This is a genomic window from Brevibacterium sp. UBA7493 (genome assembly GCF_002479565.1).
Lineage (GTDB): Bacteria > Actinomycetota > Actinomycetes > Actinomycetales > Brevibacteriaceae > Brevibacterium > Brevibacterium luteolum.
On record NZ_DLOD01000021.1, the window covers coordinates 13,184 to 37,099 of the forward strand.

General features: G+C 67.7%; 21 protein-coding genes and 1 pseudogene. 6 read left to right on the forward strand and 16 right to left on the reverse strand.

Going from position 1 to position 23,916, the window contains the following annotated elements:
- Window positions 1–113 precede the first annotated feature (113 nt).
- From B4E96_RS13425 to B4E96_RS12155, 3 genes and pseudogenes are all read left to right on the forward strand, one after another.
- A pseudogene (locus B4E96_RS13425) lies at window positions 114–965 on the forward strand (ABC transporter transmembrane domain-containing protein); the annotation flags it as partial.
- A gap of 84 nt (window positions 966–1,049) precedes the next feature.
- Window positions 1,050–1,958, forward strand: coding sequence for an ABC transporter ATP-binding protein (locus tag B4E96_RS13430; RefSeq protein WP_414632708.1), 909 nt, complete (start codon window positions 1,050–1,052; stop codon window positions 1,956–1,958).
- Window positions 1,958–3,772 carry an ABC transporter ATP-binding protein gene (locus tag B4E96_RS12155; RefSeq protein ID WP_286957775.1) on the forward strand — a complete coding sequence of 605 codons (1,815 nt, stop codon included), beginning with the start codon at window positions 1,958–1,960 and terminating at the stop codon, window positions 3,770–3,772. Before B4E96_RS13430 ends, B4E96_RS12155 begins: the two co-directional genes overlap by 1 nt.
- A 67-nt stretch (window positions 3,773–3,839) precedes the next feature.
- On the opposite strand, the gene B4E96_RS12160 is transcribed toward B4E96_RS12155, so the two are convergent.
- Both B4E96_RS12160 and B4E96_RS12165 read right to left on the reverse strand, forming a co-directional pair.
- Window positions 3,840–5,282, reverse strand: a complete 1,443-nt coding sequence (locus B4E96_RS12160) for an HNH endonuclease (protein WP_259798580.1) — start codon at window positions 5,280–5,282, stop codon at window positions 3,840–3,842.
- Window positions 5,283–5,418: 136 nt separating this feature from the next.
- Entirely contained in the window at window positions 5,419–6,627 is a 1,209-nt protein-coding gene (locus tag B4E96_RS12165) for a cation:proton antiporter (RefSeq protein WP_286957776.1), read from the reverse strand.
- 343 nt (window positions 6,628–6,970) lie between these two features.
- Between B4E96_RS12165 and B4E96_RS12170 the strand changes: the two genes are divergently transcribed.
- Entirely contained in the window at window positions 6,971–7,282 is a 312-nt protein-coding gene (locus B4E96_RS12170) for a hypothetical protein (protein WP_259798585.1), read from the forward strand.
- Here B4E96_RS12170 and B4E96_RS12175 read toward each other — a convergent pair.
- From B4E96_RS12175 to cysK, 8 genes are all read right to left on the reverse strand, one after another.
- Entirely contained in the window at window positions 7,234–7,971 is a 738-nt protein-coding gene (locus B4E96_RS12175; protein WP_165882470.1) for an SDR family oxidoreductase, read from the reverse strand. The two genes, B4E96_RS12170 and B4E96_RS12175, sit on opposite strands and share 49 nt — an antisense overlap.
- A 44-nt stretch (window positions 7,972–8,015) precedes the next feature.
- A complete protein-coding gene (locus B4E96_RS12180; RefSeq protein ID WP_286957777.1) occupies window positions 8,016–8,525 on the reverse strand; it encodes a VanZ family protein in 510 nt (169 codons plus the stop codon).
- A 204-nt stretch (window positions 8,526–8,729) separates the two neighbouring features.
- Window positions 8,730–10,478, reverse strand: a complete 1,749-nt coding sequence (gene ilvD, locus B4E96_RS12185) for a dihydroxy-acid dehydratase (RefSeq protein WP_286957778.1) — start codon at window positions 10,476–10,478, stop codon at window positions 8,730–8,732.
- Between the two features lie 206 nt (window positions 10,479–10,684).
- Window positions 10,685–11,653 carry a 2-hydroxyacid dehydrogenase gene (locus tag B4E96_RS12190; RefSeq protein WP_286957779.1) on the reverse strand — a complete coding sequence of 323 codons (969 nt, stop codon included), beginning with the start codon at window positions 11,651–11,653 and terminating at the stop codon, window positions 10,685–10,687.
- Window positions 11,654–11,701: 48 nt separating this feature from the next.
- The gene (locus B4E96_RS12195; RefSeq protein ID WP_286957780.1) at window positions 11,702–12,490 is read right to left on the reverse strand and encodes a CE1759 family FMN reductase; all 789 of its coding nucleotides are present in this window, start codon (window positions 12,488–12,490) and stop codon (window positions 11,702–11,704) included.
- Complete coding sequence (locus tag B4E96_RS12200; RefSeq protein WP_286957858.1) at window positions 12,483–13,622, reverse strand: CE1758 family FMN-dependent luciferase-like monooxygenase; 1,140 nt, start codon at window positions 13,620–13,622, stop codon at window positions 12,483–12,485. The genes B4E96_RS12195 and B4E96_RS12200 overlap by 8 nt, the downstream gene beginning before the upstream one ends.
- 547 nt (window positions 13,623–14,169) lie before the next feature.
- Window positions 14,170–14,823: a serine O-acetyltransferase EpsC gene (gene epsC / locus B4E96_RS12205; RefSeq protein WP_102161678.1), complete on the reverse strand. Its 654-nt coding sequence runs from the start codon at window positions 14,821–14,823 to the stop codon at window positions 14,170–14,172.
- Between the two features lie 7 nt (window positions 14,824–14,830).
- On the reverse strand, window positions 14,831–15,760 hold the full coding sequence (cysK, locus tag B4E96_RS12210) for a cysteine synthase A (RefSeq protein ID WP_170273351.1): 930 nt from the start codon (window positions 15,758–15,760) through the stop codon (window positions 14,831–14,833).
- A gap of 293 nt (window positions 15,761–16,053) precedes the next feature.
- On the opposite strand from cysK, the gene def reads away from it, so the two are divergent.
- Complete coding sequence (gene def, locus B4E96_RS12215; protein ID WP_286957781.1) at window positions 16,054–16,629, forward strand: peptide deformylase; 576 nt, start codon at window positions 16,054–16,056, stop codon at window positions 16,627–16,629.
- A gap of 92 nt (window positions 16,630–16,721) precedes the next feature.
- Here the strand turns inward: def and B4E96_RS12220 are convergent, their stop codons facing one another.
- The 5 genes from B4E96_RS12220 to B4E96_RS12240 all read right to left on the reverse strand — a co-directional run bounded on the left by B4E96_RS12220 (window position 16,722) and on the right by B4E96_RS12240 (window position 21,870).
- A complete protein-coding gene (locus B4E96_RS12220) occupies window positions 16,722–17,855 on the reverse strand; it encodes a hypothetical protein (protein WP_286957782.1) in 1,134 nt (377 codons plus the stop codon).
- A 157-nt stretch (window positions 17,856–18,012) separates the two neighbouring features.
- Window positions 18,013–19,491, reverse strand: a complete 1,479-nt coding sequence (gene gatB, locus B4E96_RS12225) for an Asp-tRNA(Asn)/Glu-tRNA(Gln) amidotransferase subunit GatB (RefSeq protein WP_286957783.1) — start codon at window positions 19,489–19,491, stop codon at window positions 18,013–18,015.
- Window positions 19,492–19,500: 9 nt separating this feature from the next.
- The gene (gene gatA / locus B4E96_RS12230) at window positions 19,501–21,006 is read right to left on the reverse strand and encodes an Asp-tRNA(Asn)/Glu-tRNA(Gln) amidotransferase subunit GatA (RefSeq protein WP_286957784.1); all 1,506 of its coding nucleotides are present in this window, start codon (window positions 21,004–21,006) and stop codon (window positions 19,501–19,503) included.
- Window positions 21,006–21,311, reverse strand: a complete 306-nt coding sequence (gene gatC / locus B4E96_RS12235) for an Asp-tRNA(Asn)/Glu-tRNA(Gln) amidotransferase subunit GatC (protein WP_165882458.1) — start codon at window positions 21,309–21,311, stop codon at window positions 21,006–21,008. Before gatC ends, gatA begins: the two co-directional genes overlap by 1 nt.
- Before the next feature lie 85 nt (window positions 21,312–21,396).
- Window positions 21,397–21,870 carry a hypothetical protein gene (locus B4E96_RS12240; RefSeq protein ID WP_286957785.1) on the reverse strand — a complete coding sequence of 158 codons (474 nt, stop codon included), beginning with the start codon at window positions 21,868–21,870 and terminating at the stop codon, window positions 21,397–21,399.
- A 154-nt stretch (window positions 21,871–22,024) separates the two neighbouring features.
- Here B4E96_RS12240 and B4E96_RS12245 point away from each other — a divergent pair, with 154 nt between their 5' ends.
- Complete coding sequence (locus B4E96_RS12245) at window positions 22,025–22,264, forward strand: hypothetical protein (protein WP_286957787.1); 240 nt, start codon at window positions 22,025–22,027, stop codon at window positions 22,262–22,264.
- Here the strand turns inward: B4E96_RS12245 and B4E96_RS12250 are convergent.
- Window positions 22,258–23,718, reverse strand: a complete 1,461-nt coding sequence (locus tag B4E96_RS12250; RefSeq protein ID WP_286957788.1) for an AAA family ATPase — start codon at window positions 23,716–23,718, stop codon at window positions 22,258–22,260. The two genes, B4E96_RS12245 and B4E96_RS12250, sit on opposite strands and share 7 nt — an antisense overlap.
- Window positions 23,719–23,916 lie beyond the last annotated feature (198 nt).

Sequence of the window (23,916 nt, forward strand, 5' to 3'; positions counted from 1 at the left end):
TCGGGTGCGGCAGCCCGTGGTCGCTGAACTGGGCAGATGAGTGGATTGAGCTGGCAGAGAAAGATGCCCGGCCGGCCATGCAACCGCCCGATTCTGCACTAGGCTGATGAATCATGCGCTCACTGTGGAGATTCTGGCCCGACGTTCGAGCGCGCCTGGGTATCTACCTCTTCGTCTTCGTCCTCACGCTTGCCTCAATGGGGTTAGCGCTGCTCGTGCCGCTCATCACCGGCTGGATCGTCGACGGCCCGATTGCGCGCGGCGACTTCACCGCCATGCTCGGTCCGCTGCTGGCCATCCTCGCCCTCGGCGTCGCCGAGGCCGTGGCCGTGTGGCTGCGCCGCCGGCTCATCGCGCCGGTCACCTCCCGGTGGGAAGTGCTGTGGCGTGAGCGCCTGTACGACCGGCTGCAGTATGTCGCCGTCGGCGTCCACGACGGCTGGCCGGCCGGTCAGCTGCTCTCGCGCGCGGTCAACGACCTGTCCCAGCTGCGGCGGTTCTTCGCCTTCGGCCTGCAGTTCCTCGTCGCCAGCCCGCTCATCGTCATCGGCGGCGGGTTGATCCTCGCCTCCCTGCACCCGTACTTCGGGCTCATCGCGATCGGCGCGGCCATCCCGACGATCACTGCGATCGCGGCCCTCGAACGCCGCTACCGGCTGGCCTCGCGCAGCGCCCAGGACACGATGGGCGAGATCGCCACCGACGTCGAGGAGGCCGTCCAGGGCATCCGCATCCTCAAGGCCTTCGGCCGCTCCCCGTGGGCGGCCTCCCGGTTCCGGGTGCTCTCCGAACGCCTGCGCGGCTTCGAGCTGACGAAGGCGTATGTCGATTCGTGGATGTTCGGGGCGGCGATCATGCTGCCGGTGCTCGCGCTCACCGCGATCCTGGCTGTGGGCACTTGGGGTGTCATCGGCGGCTGGATGACGGTCGGGCAGATCATCGCCGCGATGACGGTGACGATGTTCCTGCGCATGCCGATCGAGATGAGCGGCTACCTGCTTGCCGACCTGCTCATGTCGCTCACCGCTGCCAACCGCTACTGGGAGGTCATGGACCTGCCCTTCGACATCACCGACCCCGACGGTGACATCAGTGAGGACCCGCAGCCGCACGACTACGCCGGCCACATCCGCTTCGAGGCCGTCCAGTACCAGTTCGCCGATGCTGCCGAGCCGATCCTTGCCGACATCACCCTTGACATCGCCCCCGGTGAGACGCTCGCGCTCGTCGGGTCGACCGGTAGCGGCAAGACTGCGCTGGCCGCGCTGCTGCCGCGCCTGCAGGACGTCACCGCCGGGTCGATCACGATCGACGGCGCGGACCTGCGCGACTTCCGGATCAACGAACTGCGCCGCATCGTCTCAGTCGCCTTCGAAGACCCGGTGCTGTTCTCTGCGACCGTGCGCGAGAACGTCGCCATGGGGCTCAAGCATGCCGACGCCGAGGCGGTGGCTGGCGAGTCTGATGTCGACGCCGAAGTGTGGCAGGCGCTCGAGATCGCGTGCGCTGCCGACTTCGTGCGGCGGCTGCCTGATGGTCCCGACACCGAGGTCGGTGAGCAGGGACTGTCCCTGTCCGGCGGGCAGCGTCAGCGCCTGGCCCTGGCCCGGGCGGTCATTGGCAAGCCGCGCGTCCTCGTTCTCGACGACCCGCTCTCAGCCGTCGATGTCGACACGGAGGATCGGGTGCAGACTGCGCTGCGGCAGGTGCTCGGTGATTCGACCACGCTCGTCATCGCACACCGGCCCTCGACCGCGGCACTGGCCGACCGGGTGGCGGTGCTCGAGGACGGCCGGATCACCGATACCGGCACGCATGATGAGCTGCTGGCCCGCAACCGTCACTACCGCGACCTCATGGGAGCCAGCTCCCATGCAGCGGCGGAGGCTGAGCCCGAGCCCGTGTCCGTTACTGAGGCTGAGTCTAAGTCGGTATCCGAATCTGAGGAGGTGCGCTGATGTCCGTGAAGCCTGATGCGGCTGTCGATCCGGAGATCGAGCAGCTCCCGCCTGATATCTCCCGGAGGGCCAGCCGCCTGCTCGGCTCGCTGCTGCGCCCGCATGTGCCGCTGGCGGTCATCCTCATGATCTCGACTGTTGTCGGCGGCATCATGTCGGTGGCAGGTCCCTTCTTCGTCGCCCGCGCGATCGACGACGGCCTGCCGGCTGCCCTGGATGGCAACGTCCGCCCGCTCATCTTCGCGATCTCCGCTGTTGCTGCTGCCGGCATCCTCGATGCCGCAGCAAGCTGGCTGAGCATCCGGCTCAACGGCAAACTCAGCCAGAAGATCCTCTTCGACCTGCGCGGACGCCTGTTCAGGCATGTGCAGCGGCTCGATATGCGCTACCACGAGCGTTCGACCTCCGGCCGGCTCGTCTCCCGGCAGACCTCGGATATGGAATCCGTCCAGCAGTTCGTCTCCCAGGCACTCGACCAGGTGGTGCTCGCACTGCTGACGATGTCGGCGATCGCGGTCACCCTCGTGGTGCTCAATGTGCCGCTGGCGCTCGTGGCCTTCGCCGGGTTCATCCCGCTGGTGCTGCTGACGATCTATGCGCGCCGCAAGCAGCGCTCGGCCTACCGCCGGACCCGCACTTCGATCGCCCGGGTCATCGTCCAGTTCGTCGAGACGATGGGCGGCATCCGTGCCGTCCAGTCCTTCCGCCGTCAGCGCACGGGACTGCAGCGCCTGACCGGTGAGGACTCCGAATACGCTCAGGCCAACACCGATGCGCTCAACGGGGTGGCGACCTTCGCCGGCGGCACGAAGCTCATCGGCAACCTCTCCCAGGCTGGGATCATCCTGCTCGGCGGCTGGCTTGTCATCAACGGGCAGACGCAGCTCGGCGTGCTCGCGGCGTTCCTGCTGTACCTGCGCCGCTTCTACGGCCCGCTCGACGAGCTCGTGCAGTCCTTCACCCTCTACCAGTCAGCCTCGGCGGCACTGGAGAAGATCACCGCCGTTCTCGATGCCGAACCCGACGTTCAGGAACCTGCCGATCCGCAGCCGCTGCCTGAGCGCCGCGTCGGCACCGGCCGGTCGATTGCCTTCGACGATGTCAGCTTCTCCTACGACGCCGAGGAGCCCGAGGTGCTGCCGGCCTTCGACCTGGAGATCCCTGCCGGGCAGATCGTCGCTGTCGTCGGCGCGACCGGTGCCGGCAAGTCGACTCTGGTGAAGCTGCTGACCCGCATGTACGACCCGACCACCGGTGCCGTGCGGCTTGACGGTGTCGATGTGCGCGACCTTGCTGATGCCAGGCTGCGTGAGTCGCTGGTGATGGTGACGCAGGAGTCGTATCTGTTCTCCGGCACGATCGCTGACAACATCCGCATCGGAAACCCCGATGCCACTGATGCGCAGGTGCTCGCCGCTGCCGAGGCGGTGGGCCTGGATCCGTATGTGCGCAGCCTGCCGGAGGGTTACGACACGGATGTGAAGAAGCGCGGCGGCCGGCTGAGCTCTGGGCAGCGGCAGCTGGTGTCGTTCGCCCGTGTGTTCCTCGCCGATCCTGATGTCATCGTCCTCGATGAGGCGACTGCACACCTCGATATCCCCTCCGAGCGTCTCATCCAGCAGGCGCTGGCGCGTGTGCTCGAAGGGCGTACTGCGATCATCATCGCCCACCGCCTGTCGACGGTTGAGATCGCCGACCGGGTACTCGTCATGGACGCCGGCCGGGTTGTTGAAGATGGCACACCGGCAGAGCTCATCCACGATGACAGCCGATTCGGGCGGATGTACTCAGCCTGGCAGGACACGCTGGCGTGAGCCGAAGCAGCCGAAGCGGCTGCTCGCTGGAATCGCCGAGACGCGCTTCCTATACCGTGCCGGCTTGTCACGCCGCCGGCAGGTCGATGATGAGGTCGGCCATCGAACATTCGATGGTGCTCCGCAGGGTGTTTGCCTCTGTCTCACCTGCGTCGGCCGGGACCTTGGTGCGCGGACCGTCGCGATGACGGCCGTCCCGGCCGCGCTTCTCTCCCCTGGCCTGTGATGCGGTGGTCTCCGGATCCTTGGCCACCGGTGATTTCGCCGGAGACGTGATCGGGATGGTCCTGCTCGTGTACTCCTGGCCTGACGGCGTGCGCACCGTCAGCGAATCAGGGGTCGCGGTATGCCGCCAGCCGGGATTCTCCTTGGCGTAGTTGCAGGCCGCGCACAGTCCAGAGGCGTTCGCCCAGCTCGTCGCACCACCGGCGGCGTGCGGAGTGGCATGGTCGATATGGCGAATCGGTGCATCACACCACGGTGACCGGCACACATCGTCACGGCAGATGACCATCCGCCGCAGCCCATCATTGAAGGTCCGGCGCTTGGAGTCCATCGCCACGAGCTGCCCGGTCTCGGGCTGGGTGAAGAGACGCCGCAGGTAGACCGCACCAGAGCTGTTCTCCAGGAGTCGGCGCGTGAACGCGGCAGGGAGCGGCCCATGACCGGGCAGCCAGGCGGGAATCGTACCGTCGCTGATGAGAGCCTCGTCGGTCATGATGAGCTGGATTTCGACGGAGATGTCGGTCGCGGATTCCTGGCCCGTCAGGCGGGTGATGAAGAGGTCGGCGGCCATCTGCGCTCCCGTGCGCTCGCCTGATTCGCCCGTGCCGACCATCACAGAGGCAGCCTTCTGCAGGGCCGCATAGGCTGCCACGGCTTGCGGCATCGGAACGAAGGCGGTCAGATACGCCATGTTCCCCGGTGCCGGTCGGACGGAGATGTGCCGCTGCTTCTCCTCGTACTCCATGTGCTCGACGGTGGCTGCGGGATCCGCGTGCTGCGCCATGCGGCGGGCTTCTCCGGCCAGGCGCTTGAGGCCGGTGCCGGCGAAGAGCTCCTGCAACTGGGCATCGATCGAGTTGCGCAGATGGGACGGCAGCCACGCGACCTCCCGGAAGACGGCTCGTGCTTTCTCTTCGGAGATCTCTCCTGTTTCCAAAGCCCGGAAGGTGCAGGGCATTTCGCGCATGAGCACCTGGGCGAACTTCGCGAACCGGCTGCCCCGGGAGGGGGATTCCTGCCGGGCGAGCGCGACCTCGGCGCCGAACCCGCGGCAGCGACGATGGGCGGGAACCCCGGCGGCCTTCTCGGTGACGAAGCGGCGGTCAATCGCCGCGTCGGTCTCTCGCACCTGGTAGGCAGTGATCGCTGCTTTGAGGCGCTCGGCCTGGTTCATCCGCTCGAAGGCCTCAGTATCGTCGACCAGCGTCGGAGCTTGGGAAAACGCCAGGATGAGGCCCTCGATGTCCATGGCATCGAGCGGCTCTCCACGACGAGTCCTCTTCATACCCCATACGCTACGTTGAGGCACTGACAACGCACCCTCACCTGGGAAGATGCAGATTTGGCAGCTGAGCCCAGGCTCCGGTCAGCGCCCGAGGAGAAGGCGATTTCCTCCTCGGGAGCGGTCGCCCCAGCACGATTCAGCGCTTGGCGCTGTGCACCAGCACGCGGAGCAGCGGCTGAGTTCCGAGACCGTGCAGCCGCACGCTGCCGCCGAGCATGAATACGGTGACCGCTAAGACGAGGGCTGCGCTGTCGATGTCGTCGATGGCGTTGAAGGCCAGCAGGCCGAAGACGACCGAGGCAGTACCGCGCGGGCAGAGAGTGGCGATGAGCAGGCGCTCACGGCCGGGCAGCGCTGTTCCGAGCAGGCTCAGCAGCACCGGTCCCATGCGGATGATGGTGAGGGCGAGGGCGGCCAGCAGCAGTATCGGCCAGATGGTCTCGAGGACCTGGCCGATGAAGATGACGGTGGCGCCGAGGACGAACCACAGGACCATGTTGTTGATGATGCTGATGTCCTCGGCCAAGGACAGCTCCTCGTGCAGTTCGCGGGTGCGCCGCAGCATGCGGAAGACGGTGCCGGCGACGAAGGCGGCGATGAAGCCGTTGCCGTGCAGGGTCACGGCCAGCGTGTAGGTCAGCAGCGGCACCGCGACCAGGCCGATGCGCATCGACTGGGCGCTGAACCAGCCGCGCCGGCCGCTGGCGTTGGCCAGCACCGCGTCGGCGACGCCGACGACGAGGCCGACGGCAACGGCAATGAGGAAGGCTGGGATCGCATGGCCGAAGGCGGCACCGAGCCCGCCGCGTTTCGCGTCGCCGGCGAGTGCGAGGGCGAAGAGGAACAGCGGGGTGATGATGCCGTCGTTGTAGCCGCTTTCGAGGTTGAGGATGTGGCGCAGCCGCTGCGGGATGGAGGTGTCCTTGACGATCGAGGTCACCGGTGAGAAGTCGACGGGCACGATGATGCAGGCGATCGCCAGGGTGACAGCGAGGCTGAGGTCCGGAAGCAGCACCGAGGCGAACATCCAGGCCAGGAACATGCTGATCGGCAGCGCGATGAACAGCAGCCGCAGCACCGGCCCGCGCACGGCCTTCATCGCCCCGAGGCGGACTTCGGTGGCGTCGACGAAGAGGACGAGGGCGAGGACGAGTTCGGCGATCCGCTCGGCGGCATTGGAGTTGAGGAAGAGCCCGAAGCCGACCTTGTCGGTGATGAAGATGCCCGCAGCCGCGCCGCCGATCGCCATGGCCAGCGGGCCCATGACATGCCAGCGGCCGAGCACGCGGGCGAACAGCGCCCAGGCGGCGACGAGGGCGCCGGCGAGCAGAAGGACGGTGAGCATGAGGGGCTTTCGAGGTCGTGCAGCAGGTTCGCCTAAGCGAATCGGAGCCTGCCTGCAGGCGGTGCCAGGAACCGCCTCGGGACCGACGAAGAATGTCAAGGGTGCCGCGAGGCCGACGCTCCCGATGGGGACTGACCCTCACGAGTCCCCTGATTCTTACGCTATGCCCGGCTCCACCTCTTGGAGCCGGGTACTGCGCTGAAGGGGCATAAGGCTGAAGGGGCGCGGGCCGGCTGCCAGGAAAGCAGCCCACAGTCTTCACAGGCGGTTCCGACAGTGATGTCACCACCCGCAGATTGCCTGAAAGCCAACCTCATCCCCGGTGCCATCCCAAGGAGCTGCCATGACCATGACCCGCAGACGCACGCTCATCGCCTTCGCTCCGCTTGCTCTCGGCGGGCTCGCGCTCGCGCTCTTCGCAGCGCTCATGGCCTATCTGTTCGTCTTCGGTTCGATGCTCGGCCTGCCGGTCTCCACCCTCGACGGCCTCGGCCCGACGTGGCCGATGACAGCCGCCACCATTCTGCTCATCACCGCTGCAATCTCACTGCCCGTCGGCGGGCTGTGGGCTGCCGCGGTGACCGTTGCAGCGGCGCGGCGGAATGCTCAGCCGCGGCCGGGGAACGGCATACCCGAGGCGGTCAGCGTCAGCTGATCGACGGTCGCCTCCAGCGGCAGTTCGGCGATATCGGCGATCATCCACCCGGCGATCTCAGGATCGAAGCTCGGTTCGGCGCGCCTGGACCCGTCGGGCTGAAGGGCGCCGTCGCCGGTGCCGATGCTGGTGAGGATCTCGGTGGCGGCATTGCCGATGTCGATCTGGGTGGCGGTGATCCGGTGCGGCCGGCCGTCGATGATGATGGCCTTCGTCAGCCCGGCCACCGCGTGCTTGCTCATCGCATAGGCCACCGAGTGCGGGCGCGGCACCTGCGCTGAGATCGAGCCGTTGTTGATGATCCGCCCGCCGTGTTCGCGCATGAGGTCGAAGGCAGCACTGGCGCAGTAGAACGCGCCGGTGGCGTTGACGTCGATCGTCTGGGCCACCTCGTTCCAGTCAGCTGCGCCGACGTCATCAGCGGGACCGAACATGCCTGCGTTGTTGAAGAGCACGTCGAGGCGGCCATAGGTCTCAGCGACCTGCGCGAAGGCCGCGCGCACCGCCTCGGGAGCGGCGATATCGGTTTCGATGGCCAGGCAGCCGGCCGCACCGTCGAGGCTCTCCTCCAGCCGGTCGCGGCGGCGGCCGAGGGCGGCAACGTGCCAGCCGCGGGCGATGAGCGTGCGGGCGACCGCGCGGCCGATGCCGCTTCCGGCGCCGGTGATGACGGCGATGCGAGTGTCCATACCACCAATCTAACCGTCAGTCTGGGCACAGGTGGCTGGTGATGTCATCGTGGACGGGGCGTGTGTGATGGGCGCGGCGTGGCAGGCAGCGTGCGCCGGGACAGCGCCCAGCGGATGAGCGCTGCGAGGCCGAAGCCGGCGAGGATGCCGCACCAGCCGATGATGACGGTGGCGAAGCTGAACACCGATCTGCCGAGAGCCATGATCGCGTACCGGCCGACTTCGACGAGGAACGACAGGCTCATGGCCACCACCAGTGCCGACCAGCGGTGGGCGGCTGCGACGAAGAGTCCGCTGGTCAGGCCCAGGGGCAGGAACATGAGCAGGTTCATCGACTGCCAGTTGACGGTTGTGACTGCCCAGATGTTGGGCAGCGACCGTGCCCAGACGCGCCTCTGAATTGTGTCGTCATCGGTCAGGAACCGTTCGAGTCCGCTCTGCGATGGGGTCAGGGTCAGTGCCAGGACAAAGGCTGTGCAGGTGAGCCACGCGGCAACTGTCCACCGCGGTTCGCTCAGTTTGCGGGCACCGACGCGGGAGACTGCGACGGCCATGAGCACGCCAAGGGCGAAGGCAGGGATGAAGAGGGGAAAAGCCGCCAGGTAGCGCTCTATCGACTGATCTTCGCACACCCGCACGGCAGTCCGGTCGATCCCCTGGTGCAGACGCTCCCGAGGCGGTGGCTGGGTTCCAGCCACCGCGTCGGGAGCGGGTGCGCGGCACCGGCGCAGGTGCCGCAGTCGATCAGGACAGTGCGATCAGGTGGTCACGGCGCCGACCGAGGCCGACTGGACGAGCTTGGCGTACTTGCCGAGCACGCCGTGCAGGCGCGGGTTCTCCGGCATCTGCCAGTTCTCGCGGCGGCGGGCCATCTCGTCCTCGTCGACGTGGAGGTCGATGCTGCGGGCGGCGATGTCGACGGTGATCTTGTCTCCGTCTTCGACGAAGGCGATCGGCCCGCCGTCGACGGCCTCGGGGGCGACGTGGCCGATGCACAGGCCGGTCGACCCGCCGGAGAACCGGCCGTCGGTGATGAGCAGGACGTCCTTGCCTATGCCGGCGCCCTTGATCGCGCCGGTGATGGCGAGCATCTCGCGCATGCCCGGCCCGCCCTTGGGGCCTTCGTAGCGGATGATGACGACGTCGCCCTTCTTCAGCTCGCCGCCCAGCACAGCGTCCATGGCCGGCTGTTCGCGGTCGAAGACGCGGGCGGTGCCTTCGAAGACGTCGGCGTCGAAGCCGGCGGACTTCACGACCGCCCGCTCCGGTGCCAGCGATCCCTTGAGCACGGTGAGTCCGCCGGTGGCGTGGATCGGGTTGTTCAGCGCGCGCAGGATCTTGCCGTCGGGGTCCGGCGGGTTGATCGTGGCGAGGTTCTCAGCGACTGTCTTGCCGGTGACGGTCATGCAGTCGCCGTTGAGCAGTCCGGCGTCGAGCAGGGCCTTCATGATGACCGGAACGCCGCCGATCTTGAAGACGTCGTTCATGACGTATTCGCCGAAGGGCTTGACGTTGCCCAGGTGCGGGACTTTGTCGCCGATGCGGTTGAAGTCGTCGAGGCTCAGGTCGACCTTCGCCTCGTGGGCGATGGCCATGAGGTGCAGCACGGCGTTGGTCGAGCCGCCGAAGGCCATCGTCACGGCGATCGCGTTGAGCAGCGATTCGCGGGTGATGATGTCGCGGGTGGTGATGCCCTGGCGCAGCAGGTTGACCACAGCAGTGCCGGATTCGCGGGCGAAGAGCGTGCGGTTGCGGTGGATGGCCGGCGGGGCCGCTGAGCCGGGCAGGGACATGCCCATCGCCTCGGCGGCTGAGGCCATCGTGTTGGCGGTGTACATGCCGCCGCAGGCACCCTCACCAGGGCAGACGGCGCGTTCGATGGCGTCGACATCGGCTTCGGTCATCTTCCCGGCACGGCAGGCTCCGACGGCTTCGAAGGCGTCGATGAGGGTGACTTCGCGTTCGGTGCCGTCGGAGAGCTTCGCGGTGCCGGGCATGATCGAGCCGTTGTAGAGGAACACGCTCGACAGGCCGAGCCGGGCGGCGCCCATGAGCATGCCGGGGATCGACTTGTCGCAGCCGGCCAGCAGCACCGAACCGTCGAGGCGCTCGGCGGACATGACGGTCTCGACCGAGTCGGTGATGACCTCACGCGAGACGAGCGAGTAGTGCATGCCCTCATGGCCCATCGAGATGCCGTCGGAGACGGAGATGGTGCCGAACTCCAGCGGGTAGCCGCCGGCGTTGTGCACGCCCTCCTTGGCGAAGCCGGCCAGCTTCTCCAGCGTCAGGTTGCACGGGGTGATCTCGTTCCACGACGAGGCCACGCCGATCTGCGGTTTGGCCCAGTCGTCATCGCCCATGCCGACGGCGCGCAGCATGCCGCGAGCGGCGGCGCGCTCGAGGCCGTCGGTGACGTCGCGGGAGCGGGGCTTGATGTCAACGCGATCGGCGACGCTGCCGGACTGCGGGTTCTCCACTGCTGATTCCTCGTTCACTGTGCTCATGAGGGCAGTGTAGGTCGCCGTCGGGATTTAGCCACCGGGTGCCCCACATGACGGACACTCCGCCTGGAATCCTGCGAGGTCCGGGCCCGAGGCGCCGGTCGCCTCAGGCTTTGGGCAAGACTTCCGTGCCCATTTGCCCAGGACACATCCGTGCCCGAGGCGGGACCCGCCTCGGGCACGGAACGTATGGTGGGCAGACGCGCGGTTCAGCTCACGATGTTGAGCGGCTGCTGCCCGTCGTTGATACGGCGGACCTGCTCGGTGAGCATCTGTACGATGCGCGGTTCGAAGGCGGTCGTGTCTCCGCCGATGTGCGGGGTCAGTAGGGTGTTCGGGGTGCCCCACAGCGGGTGGTTCTCCGGCAGCGGCTCGGGGTCGACGACGTCGAGGGCGGCCTGCAGCCGGCCGGAGCGCAGCTCCTCGACGAGCGCATCGGTGTCGACGACGGCTCCGCGGGCGACGTTGACGACGAGTGCGTTGTCCGGCAGCTGGGCGAGGAACGCGGCGTCGACGAGGTGGTGGGTGGCCTCGGTCAGCGGGGTGATGAGGATGACGACCTCGGCGTGCGGCAGCAGCTTCGGCAGCTCGTCCGGCCCATGCACCTGACCGCGGTCATCGGTGCGGGCGCGGGAGGCGACGCGGGTGAGGTCGATGTCGAAGGGCTCTAACCGGGCGGCGATCGCATCGCCGATCTCCCCGACACCGACGATGAGCACCCGGCGGTCCTGCAGGGACCGCCGGCGCCGGTGGTTCCAAGTCCGCGAGGCCATGTCGCGAACAGCTGCGTCGATGCCGCGCAGCTTGGCGAGCACTAAGGCGACGGCGAGTTCAGCGGTGCCGCCGGTGTGCACGCCCGAGGCCGTGGCCACGGTGTAGCCCTCGTCGAGGAGGTGGGCGACGGGGTCATAGCCGGTGGTCTGCAGCAGCACCGTCTTGAGGTTCTCCAGCTGCGGGATCAGCTCGATCGTCGGCCCGAAGTCGGTGTAGGGCAGGATGAGGACGTCGACGTCGTCCGGGCTGGTCTTGTCGGACTTCTCCTCAGCGGAGTACACGACGAGGTCGACGTTGGCGCGCTGATGAGCCGGGATCCGGGCGATGACCCGGTCGCGCAGCTCGGAGTCAGGGAAGGCGATAGTGCGGATGCTCTGGGCGCTCATGACAGTCTGCGTGCTCATGCCGCCATTGTGTCATCCTTCCCCGCCCGGCTGACAGCGGCGCGCGGCTCAGCTGCGGAGCAGTTCGGCGAACGGCGTGACGGCGTTCGGGTCGAGTGCGTCGACCGGTCCGCGGCGCACCGCCGGCGTGGCGACCTGCGCGGCGAACTGCGGCCGGTCACCGGCGTGCTGCCGGTCGCCGCCGTGCTGCGGTGCCTCCGTTTCCCCAGGGGCGGGCTCGGATTCCGGCAGACCGGGCCCGGCTGCTTCCTCTCCTGCCGCTTCCTCTCCTGCCGCTGCTGGGCGCAGCGCGTGCACGAGGCCGGCCAGTTCGGCACCGGCTGTCGTGATCCGTTCGGCGAGGCCGCCGCGTTCCCCCATGCCCGAGGCGTCCGCACCCCAGTCGTCGGTGGCGGCGAATACCGCGGTCGGGACGATGATCGCCTTGAGGTAGCTCAGCAGCGGGCGCAGGCTCGTCTCAGCCGCCAGCGAATGCCGGGCGGTGCCGCCGGTCGAACCGATGAGCACCGGAGTGCCGGCGAGCGCGGCATCATCGATGAGCTGGAAGAACAGCGTCTGCAGACCCACCGGCTGACTGTTGTAGATCGGAGCGACGGTGATGAGCGCATCGGCCCGCTGCACAGCGGCGAAGGCGTCCTCCAGGGCCGGCGAGGGCAGTCCGGAGACGGTTATCGTGACCATCTCCTTAGCCAGCGTGCGCAGATTGATCTCAGTGACCGTCACCTCAGGCGCGGTAGTCTCCAGCGCCGAGGCAGTGGCGGCGGCGAGCCGGGCGGCCAGCCGCGAGGTCGTCGAGTCCTCGCTCAGGCCGGCGGCGACAGTGACGATCTCAAACATCGGTATCCTCCTCTGCGGTGGCGCTCTGCCGGCCGCCGGGCACCGGGTCGTTCCCGGCGCGGTGGCGTGCGACGAGCCAGTCGTGGGTCGGTGAGTCGGGCACATCGGCCGGGCGGGCGGCGTCCATCTCGCGGCGGATGACCGGGGCGACCTCGGTGCCGAGGACCTCGACCTGGCGCAGCACGACGTCATGGGGCAGGCCGGCGTGGTCGACGAGGAAGAGCAGCCGCTGGAAGTCCCCGGCCCATTCGCGCATGCCGAGATAGCGTTCGATGACCTGCTGCGGGGACCCGACGGTCAGCGGCGTCTGGGCGGTGAAGTCCTCCAGGGAAGGGCCGTGGCCGTAGACCGGGGCGTTGTCGAAGTACGGGCGGAAGAACTTCACGGCGTCCTGGGACTTCTCATCCATGAACACCTGCCCGCCGAGGCCCACGAAGGCCTGTTCGGCGGCGCCGTGGCCATAGTGGGCGTAGCGCTGCCGGTAGAGGTTGACCATCCGGGCGGTGTGGGATTCGGGCCAGAAGATGTTGTTGTGGAAGAAGCCGTCGCCGTAGTAGGCGGCCTGCTCGGCGATCTCCGGGGACCGGATCGAGCCGTGCCACACGAACGGCGGCACGTCGTCGAGCGGGAACGGTGTGACGGTGTAGCCCTCCAGCGGGCTGCGGAACTTGCCCTGCCATGAGATGTTCTTCTCCCGCCACAGCCGGTGGAGCAGGTTGTAGTTCTCCACCGCCAGCGGGATGCCCTGGCGGATGTCCTTGCCGAACCACGGGTAGACCGGCCCGGTGTTGCCCCGGCCCATCATGAGCGAGAGCCGACCGGCAGACAGGTGCTGGGCCATCGCGTAGTCCTCAGCCATGTTGACAAGGTCGTTGGTGGTGATGAGCGAGGTCGCCGTCGACAGCCGCAGCGTGGTCGTGCGCGCGGCGATGTGGGCCAGCAGCACCGGCGGGGTGCCGGGGGCGACGAAGGGCGGATTGTGGTGCTCGCCGACGGCGAAGGTGTCGAGTCCTGCCTGCTCAGCGGTGGTCGCCAGTTCGATCATGTTCATGATCCGCTGGTGTTCGCTCGGCGCCTGACCGGTGTGCGGGTCCGGTGTGACGTCGCCGATCGAGAAGATGCCGATTTCCACGGCGCTCACCTACCCCTGCTGATTTAACTTTCAATTACTACTAGCGTAACACCGTTCCCCGGCCGGATATTCCATGCTGAGGCCGCTCCCCTCGCACACGGTGCGGCGAGAGCATCGGCGAGATGTTCGAAGCCGGCAGCTCGCACACAGTGACAATGATCACGCTGTGGGTGCGGAGCAGGAGCCGCAACCGCCTCGGGCGCGGTGCTGTGAAGAGGACTACGATGGCGACTGCGGAAGCTGTCAGCCGAGTCCCGGATGCGCCTGACGCCGGCCCTTGGCGGTTCACTCAGAGGCGAAAGCAGTGATGATGCTGACCCCGGGTCGATACGCAGCGGGATCGCCCAGGCTGAGAAAGCGCAAAGCCGTGAGTGTGGTCACCATGGACGAGTGTGGTCACCACGGGATGGACAGGCGCCACCCGTCTTGTGCGCACATGGTCGTGAGTGCAGTCCGACTGTCCTGTGAGCCGGCTCAGGCCATTGGGCGTGAGCCAGCCGATAGGAGGCGGGCGTTCAGCCGGCGAGGTGACGTTCCGGCTTCCCCATCAGATCCACAGGGCAGGATCTTCGAGCTTCCACTCATTGGCTTGTCGGCCGTCGCGGGGTTGTCGGATCGTCGCGGGGATGCCGACGGCCGTCGAACCTTCCGGGACGTCCTTGACGACGACGGCGTTCGCTCCCACCGAGGAGCCCGAGCCGACGGTGACCGGACCGATGATCTTCGCACCCGCGCCCACCATGACGTTGTCGCCGATGGTCGGGTGCCGCTTGACCTGCTCCATCGTCGCCCCGCCGAGGGTGACCTGGTGATAGAGCATGACGTCGTCGCCGATCTCGGCGGTCTCGCCGATGACGACGCCGTTGGCGTGGTCGATGAAGAAGCGCCGGCCGATCGTGGCCCCGGGGTGGATCTCCACGCCAGTGAGCGTGCGCACCGCCTGGGACAGCAGGCGGGCCGGGACTTTTCCGGCTTCGTGCTGCCACAGCTTGTGGATGCCGCGGTGGGCCCAGATGGCATGCAGGCCCGGGTAGCTGATGAGCGTGACGAGGTCGTTGCGGGCAGCCGGGTCACGGCGCTTGGCGGTGTCGAGATCCTCGCGCAGGGTCTGGCGGAATACAGGATTGCTGGCATAGGCGGCTCCGAGCGCGGCGGCCGAGGCGGCCGCCGCGCCGAGAGCGAGTCGTCGCAGTGCTGACATGTGCCGATCAGTCCATGTAGTCCGCGTAGAGCGGGGTCGACAGGTAGCGTTCACCGAAGCTGGGGATGATGACGACGATGCGCTTGCCGGAGAACTCCGGACGCGAGCCGAGCTTCTCGGCGGCCGCGACGGCGGCGCCGGAGGAGATGCCGACGAGGATGCCCTCTTCGCGGGCGACCTGGCGGGCCTTCTCCATCGCCTCGTCATCGTCGATGGCGAAGACCTCGTCGTAGATCTCGGTGTCGAGCACGGTGGGCACGAAGTTCGCGCCGATGCCCTGGATCTTGTGTGGTCCGGCGGTGCCTTCGCTCAGCAGCGGCGAGGCGGCCGGTTCGACGGCGGCGATCGTGACATCCGGGTTGTGCTTGCGCAGCACCTCGCCCACACCGGTGATGGTGCCGCCGGTGCCGATTCCGGCGACGAAGGCATCGACCTGGCCGTCGGTGTCGGCGAGGATCTCCTCGGCAGTGGTTTCGCGGTGGATCTGCGGATTGGCTGGGTTGTCGAACTGGCGAGCCAGCACGGTGTTGTCCTGCTTGCCGATCTCCTCAGCCTTGGCGACGGCGCCCTTCATGCCCTCCTCCTTCGGGGTGAGGACGAGTTCGGCACCGAAAGCGCGCAGCAGCGCGCGGCGTTCCTTCGACATCGATTCGGGCATCGTGAGGATGACCTTGTATCCGCGGGCTGCGCCGACCATGGCCAGCGCGATACCGGTGTTGCCGCTGGTGCCTTCGACGATCGTGCCACCGGGGCGCAGCTCGCCGGACTTCTCAGCCGCATCGATCATCGCGACGCCGATGCGGTCCTTGACCGAGTTCGCCGGATTGTAGAACTCGAGCTTTCCAACGATTTCCGCGCCGCTGCGCTCGCTGGCCTTGTTGAGTCGTACGAGCGGTGTCCGTCCGACCAGCTCAGAAATATTGGAATAGATGTTCACGGGCGTGTCCTTTCGATTCGCACGTCTGGGCTGAGCCGTGGCTCGACTCAGCAGAGAGGATTACGTCGACAGCGAAGAGCAGGACAGCTGCAAGCGCTGAGCCCTTCGCTCACACACCAGCCAATGGCTTCAGCTGCTGATGACTGCGGGAGGCAGTTCTACTGCGCTCAACCGCGTTGGGTCTCAGCTTATTCCGGCAGCGGGTCAACTGGTAATCCTGTCCGGGGGCGCGGACGCACATCACGTCCGTGCTGGGTCCGCCCGGACCCGACCGGGCGCTAGACTCAGGTGTCATGACCATTCATCCCATCGTCGTCTGCGGTGAGCCGGTGCTGCACCGCAAAGCCGAGAAGATCGATTCCTTCGATGCTGAGCTCGCCGAGCTCATCGATGACATGTTCGAGACCCTGGCCGCCTCAAACGGGGTCGGCCTGGCGGCTCCGCAGATCGGGGTGGGCAAGCAGATCTTCGTCTACGACGCCGATGATGTGGTCGCCGGTGTGCGCCGGCGCGGCGTGTTCGTCAACCCGATCCTCGCCGCCTCGAAGATCCCCGACGGGCGTCCGAGCATCGAGGACGAATCGGAAGGCTGCCTGTCGGTGCCTGCTCTGGACTTCCCGCTCAAGCGCGCCCACAAGGTCACGATCAACGGTGTCGATGGCACCGGTGAACCGGTGTCGCTGACGGTCCAGGGCTGGTTCGCCCGGATCATGCAGCACGAATACGACCACCTCCAGGGCACCCTGTACGTCGACCGGCTCGATAAGAAGTGGTCGAAGAAGTGGAAGCGAGCGCAGCGCGAGTTCGGCTATACCGAACCGGGTCTGTCCTGGCTGCCTGGCACCGATGAGGATCCGTTCGGGCACTGAGCTGAACCGCGGATACTGACCTGCGCCGGCCCGATGTGCGTTTCGTGCAGAATCGACGATCGTCGAGTCGACACAAACAGCACAACCGCCGGTCAGGACAGGTGGCGCTGCTCGCGGTTCTGACCGAGCTGCTCCCCTGCCCGGTTCAGGCCGAGCTGCTCGTCGACCTGCTTCTGGGCGCGGGCGATCTTCGAATCCAGTTCGTCGAGGTCGTCGAAGCCTTCAGCGGTGACTGTCAGTTCGCGCAGCAGCTCATTGATCGACTCGGCGTGTGCTTCGGCTTCGATGTTGAGTTCCTGCAGACGCCAGTCGGCATTCTCGTCATCGGCGGTACGGGAGATGACGTCGAGCACGCGCGAACCGATCTCGCGTGAGCGTTCGGTCTGGTCGAGCATGAGCAGTTGCTGGTCGAGTTTGCGCAGCCGCTCATAGTAGGCGTTGAGTGCCAGCACCCGGTCGACCATGGACGAGAACGCGCGGGTGAGCTGTCGCAGGTAGGCGACGATCTGTTTGTCGGTCGACGGGTCGGCAGGCATGCCGCCGCCGGCGTTGAAGTTGGTCTGGCGCATCTGCTCAAGCTCAGCGCGGATCTCGCCGAGTTCGACGAGACGACGTCCGATCGAGGCGACCGCGTGATCGAGATCGACGCGGGAGACGTGGTCCTGCATAATCGGGTGCGTCCACGCACGTGTCCGGGCGATCTTCTGCGCCGTCACGACAGTCAGGTGGAACAACCGCTGCTCGTCGGTGTCCTGGCCCTTCGTCAGTCCCGGTACCCAGCCGAGGCGCTCAGGAGTGATCCACTCCGCGCCGCTTGCCGATTCCTTGGCCTTGCGGTCGAGCCGGCGCGGATCCTTGCGGTACTTCCAGCCGGTATAGCCTGCACCGGCAGCGGAGATCGTGCCGATGATGCCGGTGGTGATGACGCCGCCTTCAGGCACGGAGTCGAAAACGCTGATGAGCACCGTCGGCAGAGCGGCGATTCCCGTCGCGATCGCGCCAGCGGTGGTGGCAGCTGCGAACTTCACCCGCGAGCGGATGAGGTTGCGTGACATCCCGGCGGTGACGAGCTGGGGGCTCGGTTCGGTGGCGTCAACGCGGTAGCTGCGTGCGCGCCAGACGTTGCGGACGTTCTCGGAAACAGAATCGGGCACCAGAATCCGGTAGGTCGGCAGCGTGCCGGCACAGCTGCGCTCCCACAGGGACTTCCACGAGATCGTGGCCATCTGCACTCCTCCGGTGAGCAGGCGGGCGAGGTTGCCGACAGTGTACGCCGCCGGTCTGAGGCTTCTCTGAACGCAGATGTCGACAACACGCACGCGCCCGCAGCGAACTGGGGTCCGCTGCGGGCGCGTGTGGTGTATCAGCCCCTGGCTGGGCAGGTCAGCTGTTGATCTTGGCCATGATCATTTCGCGGGCCTTGCCGGCATCGGCCTGGCCGCGGGTGGCCTTCATGATCGGGCCCATGAGGGCGCCGATCGCCTGCATCTTGCCGCCCTTGATCTTCTCGACGACATCCGGGTTCGCCGCGATCGCGTCATCGACGGCGGCTTCGAGCGCGCCGTCGTCCTGAACGATCTCCAGTCCCTCGGCCTCCATCACCTCGGTCGGGCTGCCCTTGCCGTCGATGACGCCGGCGAGCGCCTTGCGGGCGAGCTTGTCGTTGAGCTTGCCGGCCTTGACCAGGCCTGCCAGCTCGGCGACATGGGCTGCAGTGACGAGAGTCGTGACCTCGGCGTCCTCCTGCTTGGCTGCACGTGCGATCTCACCGGTCCACCACTTGCGTGCGGCGGCCGGCTCGGCACCGGCAGCGACAGTCTCTTCGATGACGTCGAGCAGGCCTGCGTTGATGACATCGCGCATCTCCAGTTCGGAGAAGCCCCACGCCTCAAGCAGGCGGCGGCGCTTGGCTGCCGGCAGCTCCGGCAGGTCGGCGCGCAGCTGCTCGACCCAGTCGCGCGACGGCTCGACGGGCACGAGGTCCGGTTCCGGGAAGTAGCGGTAGTCATCCGAATCGGACTTCACACGTCCCGAGGATGTCTCGCCGGTCTCCTCATGGAAATGGCGGGTCTCCTGCAGCACCTGCTCACCGGCTTCGAGCACAGTGGCCTGGCGGGCGATCTCGTAGCGGACCGCGCGCTCGATCGAGCGGAAGGAGTTGACGTTCTTCGTCTCTGTGCGGGTGCCCAGCGGTGCGTCGGGCGATTCGCGCAGCGAGACGTTGATGTCGGCACGCACATTGCCCTGCTCCATCCGGGCCTCGGAGACGCCGAGGGCGCGGAAGATGTCGCGCAGGGTGCGCACATAGGCGGCCGCCACCTCGGGAGCGCGCTCCCCGGTGCCGGTGATGGGGCGGGTGACGATCTCGACGAGCGGCACGCCGGCGCGGTTGTAGTCGACCAGCGAGTACTCCGCGCCGTGGATGCGGCCCGAGCCGCCGACGTGGGTGTTCTTGCCGGCGTCCTCCTCCATGTGGGCGCGTTCGATGTCGACGGTGATGAGCTCGCCGTCTTCGAGCTCGACCTCCAGGGAGCCGTCGAAGGCGATAGGCTCGTCGTACTGGGAGGTCTGGAAGTTCTTCGCCAGGTCCGGGTAGAAGTAGTTCTTCCGGGCGAACCGGCAGGACTCGGCGATGTCGCAGCCGAGGGCCAGGCCGATCTTGATCGCGTACTCGACCCCGGTCTCATTCACCACCGGCAGCGCGCCGGGCAAGCCGAGCGAGACCGGGGTCACGTTCTCGTTCGCGCCGACTCCGAAGCTGTTGGGGGCGGCGTCGAACATCTTCGTGGCGGTGCCGAGTTCGACGTGGACCTCGATGCCGAGCACCGGGTCGTACTTCTTGATGGCGTCTTCGTACTTCATCTCACGTCCTCACAGTTCCGGCGCGGCGGCGAGCACGCCAGCCCCGCGAGTGTCGTTGACGGCAGCCTCGATGCCGGCGCCGATCTCATACAGGCGCACATCCTCACGGGCCGGGGCGAGCAGCTGGAAGCCCACCGGCAGCCCGTCGGCCACACCGGCCGGCACGCTCATGCCCGGCACGCCGGCGAGGTTGGCCGGGATGGTCGCGACGTCGCCGAGGTACAGCGACATCGGGTCCATCTCCTTGGCAGCGCCCAGGTCGAAGGCCGTCGTCGGAGCGGTCGGCGAGACGAGCACATCGGCAGTCTCGAAGGCCTTGGCCAAGTCGCGCTGGACCAGTGTGCGGACCTTCTGGGCCGAACCGTAGTAGGCGTCGTAGTAGCCGGCCGAGAGCGCATAGGTGCCGAGGATGATGCGGCGCTTGACCTCCGCGCCGAATCCGGCGGCGCGCGTGGCGGCCATGACAGTCTCCGCGGTGACCGGGCCCTCCTCGGGCTCGACCCGCAGGCCGAAGCGCATGCCGTCGTAGCGGGCGAGGTTCGAGGACACCTCCGAGGGCATGATGAGGTAGTAGGCCTCAACGGCGTAGGCGAAGCTCGGGCAGTCGATGTCGACGATCTCAGCCCCGGCAGCTGCGGCGATCCGCAGCGCCTCGTCGAAAGCGGCCTGCACGCCGGGTTCGACCCCCTCGCCGGTGAGCTGGCGGATGACACCCAGGCGCTTGCCGGACAGGCTGCCAGAAGCAGCCCCGGCCTCAGCGGCGGCGAGGAAGCCGGTCGCCTGGTCCCGCAGCGAGGTCGAGTCGTGCGGGTCGTGGCCGGCGAGCACTTCGTGCAGGGCGGCGGCGTCGGCGACGGTGCGGCCCATCGGGCCGACCTGGTCGAGGCTGGAGGCCATCGCGATGACTCCATAGCGGGAGACCGAGCCGTAGGTCGGCTTGACGCCGACGGTGCCGGTGAAGGCGGCCGGCTGGCGGACGGAACCACCCGTGTCAGTGCCGACGGACAGCGGCGCCTCATAGGCGGCCAGCGCTGCCGCGGCACCGCCGGAGGAGCCGCCGGGGACCTTCGTGGTATCCCACGGGTTGGCCGTCGGACCGAAGGCGGAGTTCTCGGTGGTCGCACCCATGGCGAACTCATCGAGGTTCGTCTTGCCCAAAAGCGGCATGCCCGCTTCCTGGGTGTGGCGGTAGACGGTGCCCGAGTACGGCGGCACCCAGCCTTCGAGCATCTTCGAGGCGGCCGTCGTCGCCACGCCCTCGGTGACGATGAGGTCCTTGTGCGCGACCGGCACACCGGCCAGCGGGTGCAGGGTCTCACCTGCGGCCCGGCGTCGGTCGACGTCAGCGGCGGTGGCCAGGGCGGCATCGGCGGTGACGGTGATGAAGGCGCCGATGGTCTCATCGACGGCACCGATCCGGTCGAGGTGGGCCTGGGTGACCTCGGTCGAGGTGTAGTCGCCGGCCCGCATGCCGGCGGCGAGGTCGAGCGCGCTCAGGCGCGTGAGATCTGCCATCAGTCCTCCCCGAGGATCTGCGGGACGAGGAACTTGCCGTCTTCACTGGCCGGGGCGCCGGAGAGCGCCTCGTCGGCAGTGAGCGTCTCGCCGACGGTGTCCGGGCGCATGACGTTGCTCAGCGGAATCGGGTGGCTGGTGGCCGGCACCTCGTCGGTGGCGACCTCCTGGACGGCGGCCACGCTGGAGAGAATGGCGTTGAGGTCGCCGGTGAGTGCGGCCTGCTCCTCATCGGTCAGGGCGATCCGGGCGAGGTCGGCCAGGTGGCTGACCTCAGCGGCGGTGATCGCGGATGTCTGCGACATCGTCACCCCTTCATTGTTCGCGTTCGTGTCACAGACGAGTCTAACCGGCGCCTGGCCACCTGCGGGTGCCAACGCTCTGCCTCGGTCAGGCAGCCGATTCGTTGCGGATGTAGCCGGCGACTTCGGTGAGGAACCGCTCTGCGGCCGCGGGGGTGGCGTGGCCGTTGGCCACTGCCCGGCTGAGGTCGGCGGCCAGCCCGTTCACCCGCGCCTGCGCGCTGTCGGCTGGCAGTGCGGCGTCACCGGTGTGCCTGCTCGTGGCCGTGCCCGAGGAGGGGGTGTCGTCGTCATCGTCGTCGTCCTTGCGGGTGGGCCGGGTCTCCTGGCCCGAGGCGGTGGGCAGGTAGGCGGCTTCCGGTGCTGCGGTGCGTCCGGCCTCGGCGATGGCAGCCCGCAGGGTGTCGCTGTTCTCGTCGAGTTCGGCTGTCGCTTCCTGGACGGCGATGGCAGGGGTGTCGGGAAGTGCCTGCGTGTCGATCAGCCGGGTGACGTGGCCGGCGCCGAAGACGATGCCGGAGACGAGTGCCGAGCCGATGACCAGGCGTACGAGAGTCCACATGCCTCCAGTCTGGCACCGGCAGTTGGTGGCCGGCTTCGTCCCGGCTGGGTCTCCGCTGAACCGTAGGCAGAACGGTCCGTGATAGCGGGCGGGGGTTGCCAGAAGCCGGCGACGGCTCCTAGCGTCGAGGCATCACCGAGCGAGTGGAGGACGAATGAGAATCCCGCAGGCGTCGAGATGGATCATCGCCCTGCTCCTGCTGGCGATCGGCAGCCTGGCGCTCGTCTTCGCACCGGGGCTGCACGATCTGGCAGCGGTGTTCTGGGGCCTGGCTCTCGTGTCCCTCATCGCCGCACTCGTCATCGCCGTCCGCCGATGGCGCACCGTGCGGCGCGGCGAGTCCAGCGTGAGCAGCCGACGGCGCCGAGGCCGCGAGAACCGGAGACCTCAGTAGTCGAGGTCGCCTTCGCCGAACCCGTCGACGTCGAAGTCCTCACCGTCGCTGCCGCTTGCCAGCAGTGAGGCAGTCAGGCGCTCCTCATCCCCGCGCAGCTCAGCGACCGCTGCCAGCAGCGACGCATCTTCTGCCTTCTGCCCATCGAGGGCGGCGAGCACCACAGAGCGGCGCACGGCTTCCTTGACGAAGGAGGCGGTGACTCCCTCGGTGCGCGCGGCGGCCTCGTCGAGGGCGGCCGGGGTGAAGCTCAGCTGCTGGGAGTACAGCTCGAACAGGGCACGGCGGGCTGCCGTATCCGGACGCGGGATCTCGACAGCCAAGTCGATGCGGCCCGGCCGCTGCACGAGCGCCTCTTCGAGGGCCTCGGCCCGATTGGTCGTGAGGACAAAGGCGACATCAGCGTCACCGGCCAGTCCGTCGAGGGCATCGAGGACTTCGAAGAGCAGCGGCCGGGCGCCTTCGGAGAAGTCACGGGACTCGGCGACGAGGTCGCAGTCCTCAAGCACCACGATCGCCGGCTGCAGGGCGCGGGCGGTCTCAGCGGCAAGGCTGATCGCCTGCAGGCTCTCCCCAGAGAGCATGATGACGGTGCTGCCGGTGGCCAGTCCGGTGAGGTGGCGGACGGTGTGGGTCTTGCCGGTGCCGGGAGGGCCGTAGAGCAGGATGCCGCGTTTGAGGTGCTGGCCGGCGGCCTGCAACTGCTTCGCCATCTCGGAGATGCCGAGCACGTGGCGACGGATCCGCTTCAGCGTGTCTTCCGGCAGGATCACCTGGTCGGCTGCGATCTGCGGGCGAGGATGGAACTGCACAGCCTGGGAGGCCTCGCCGAAGGCTCCTCCCCCGAAGGTCACGACCTGCCCACGCAGGGTCGAGCGGGCGTTCATCGCCTCCGCGATCTCGGTGAGCACTTCTTCGGCGGCGATGTCATCGCCGGAGAGGATCGAGACGTAGGAGACGAGCTCACCGAAATCACCGGAGCGAGCCTGCAGCAGCGCCATCGGCTGGCCGTCGCGTTCGAAGAGGGACACCGCCTCCGAAGCGACCCGGCGGCGCGCCTCGGGGCCGGTGGGTACCGACTCGTACTGCACGGCACCGGGGAAGAAGTTGTCGTACCGGTTGGCGATGAGTTCGGTGAAGTCGAAGGAGTCCTCATCGGTGTTGATGCCGTGGACGGTGCGCTCGTCACCGAGCACGGCTTCGATGCCGATGTCGAGGTCGGCGTAGCGCCAGACGGGGAACCGCTTGGCGACAGCTTCGAACTCTTCGGCCGGGCCGCCGAGGTGGTCGCTCAGCAGCGCGCGGAAGCTCGGGGTTGCAGGGTTGCCGGCAGTGCTGTGCTCGGCCATGGTGTCGACGAAGGCAGAGAACCGGGTGGCGAAGTCGCGCAGCTCCTCGGGGGTGACGAGCGGGCTGGCCGACGGGGTGGGCTGGGTGCGGGGAGTGTCGTTCATGGCCGCAGTCTAGCCAGACTGGCCGGGAGACGTTCCCAGGCGCGGCGCAGACCGCTAGCCCGGCAACAGGCATCGGGACAGCCTCCTCCGAAGGCGGTTCCCGCTGCGAGCGGCCGTCAGGAAGCTCAAGGCCGGCATCGATCAGATGCACCGTGGAACCCTGGCGGCGCGGAAGGGCGAACATGGCCGAGGAGGATG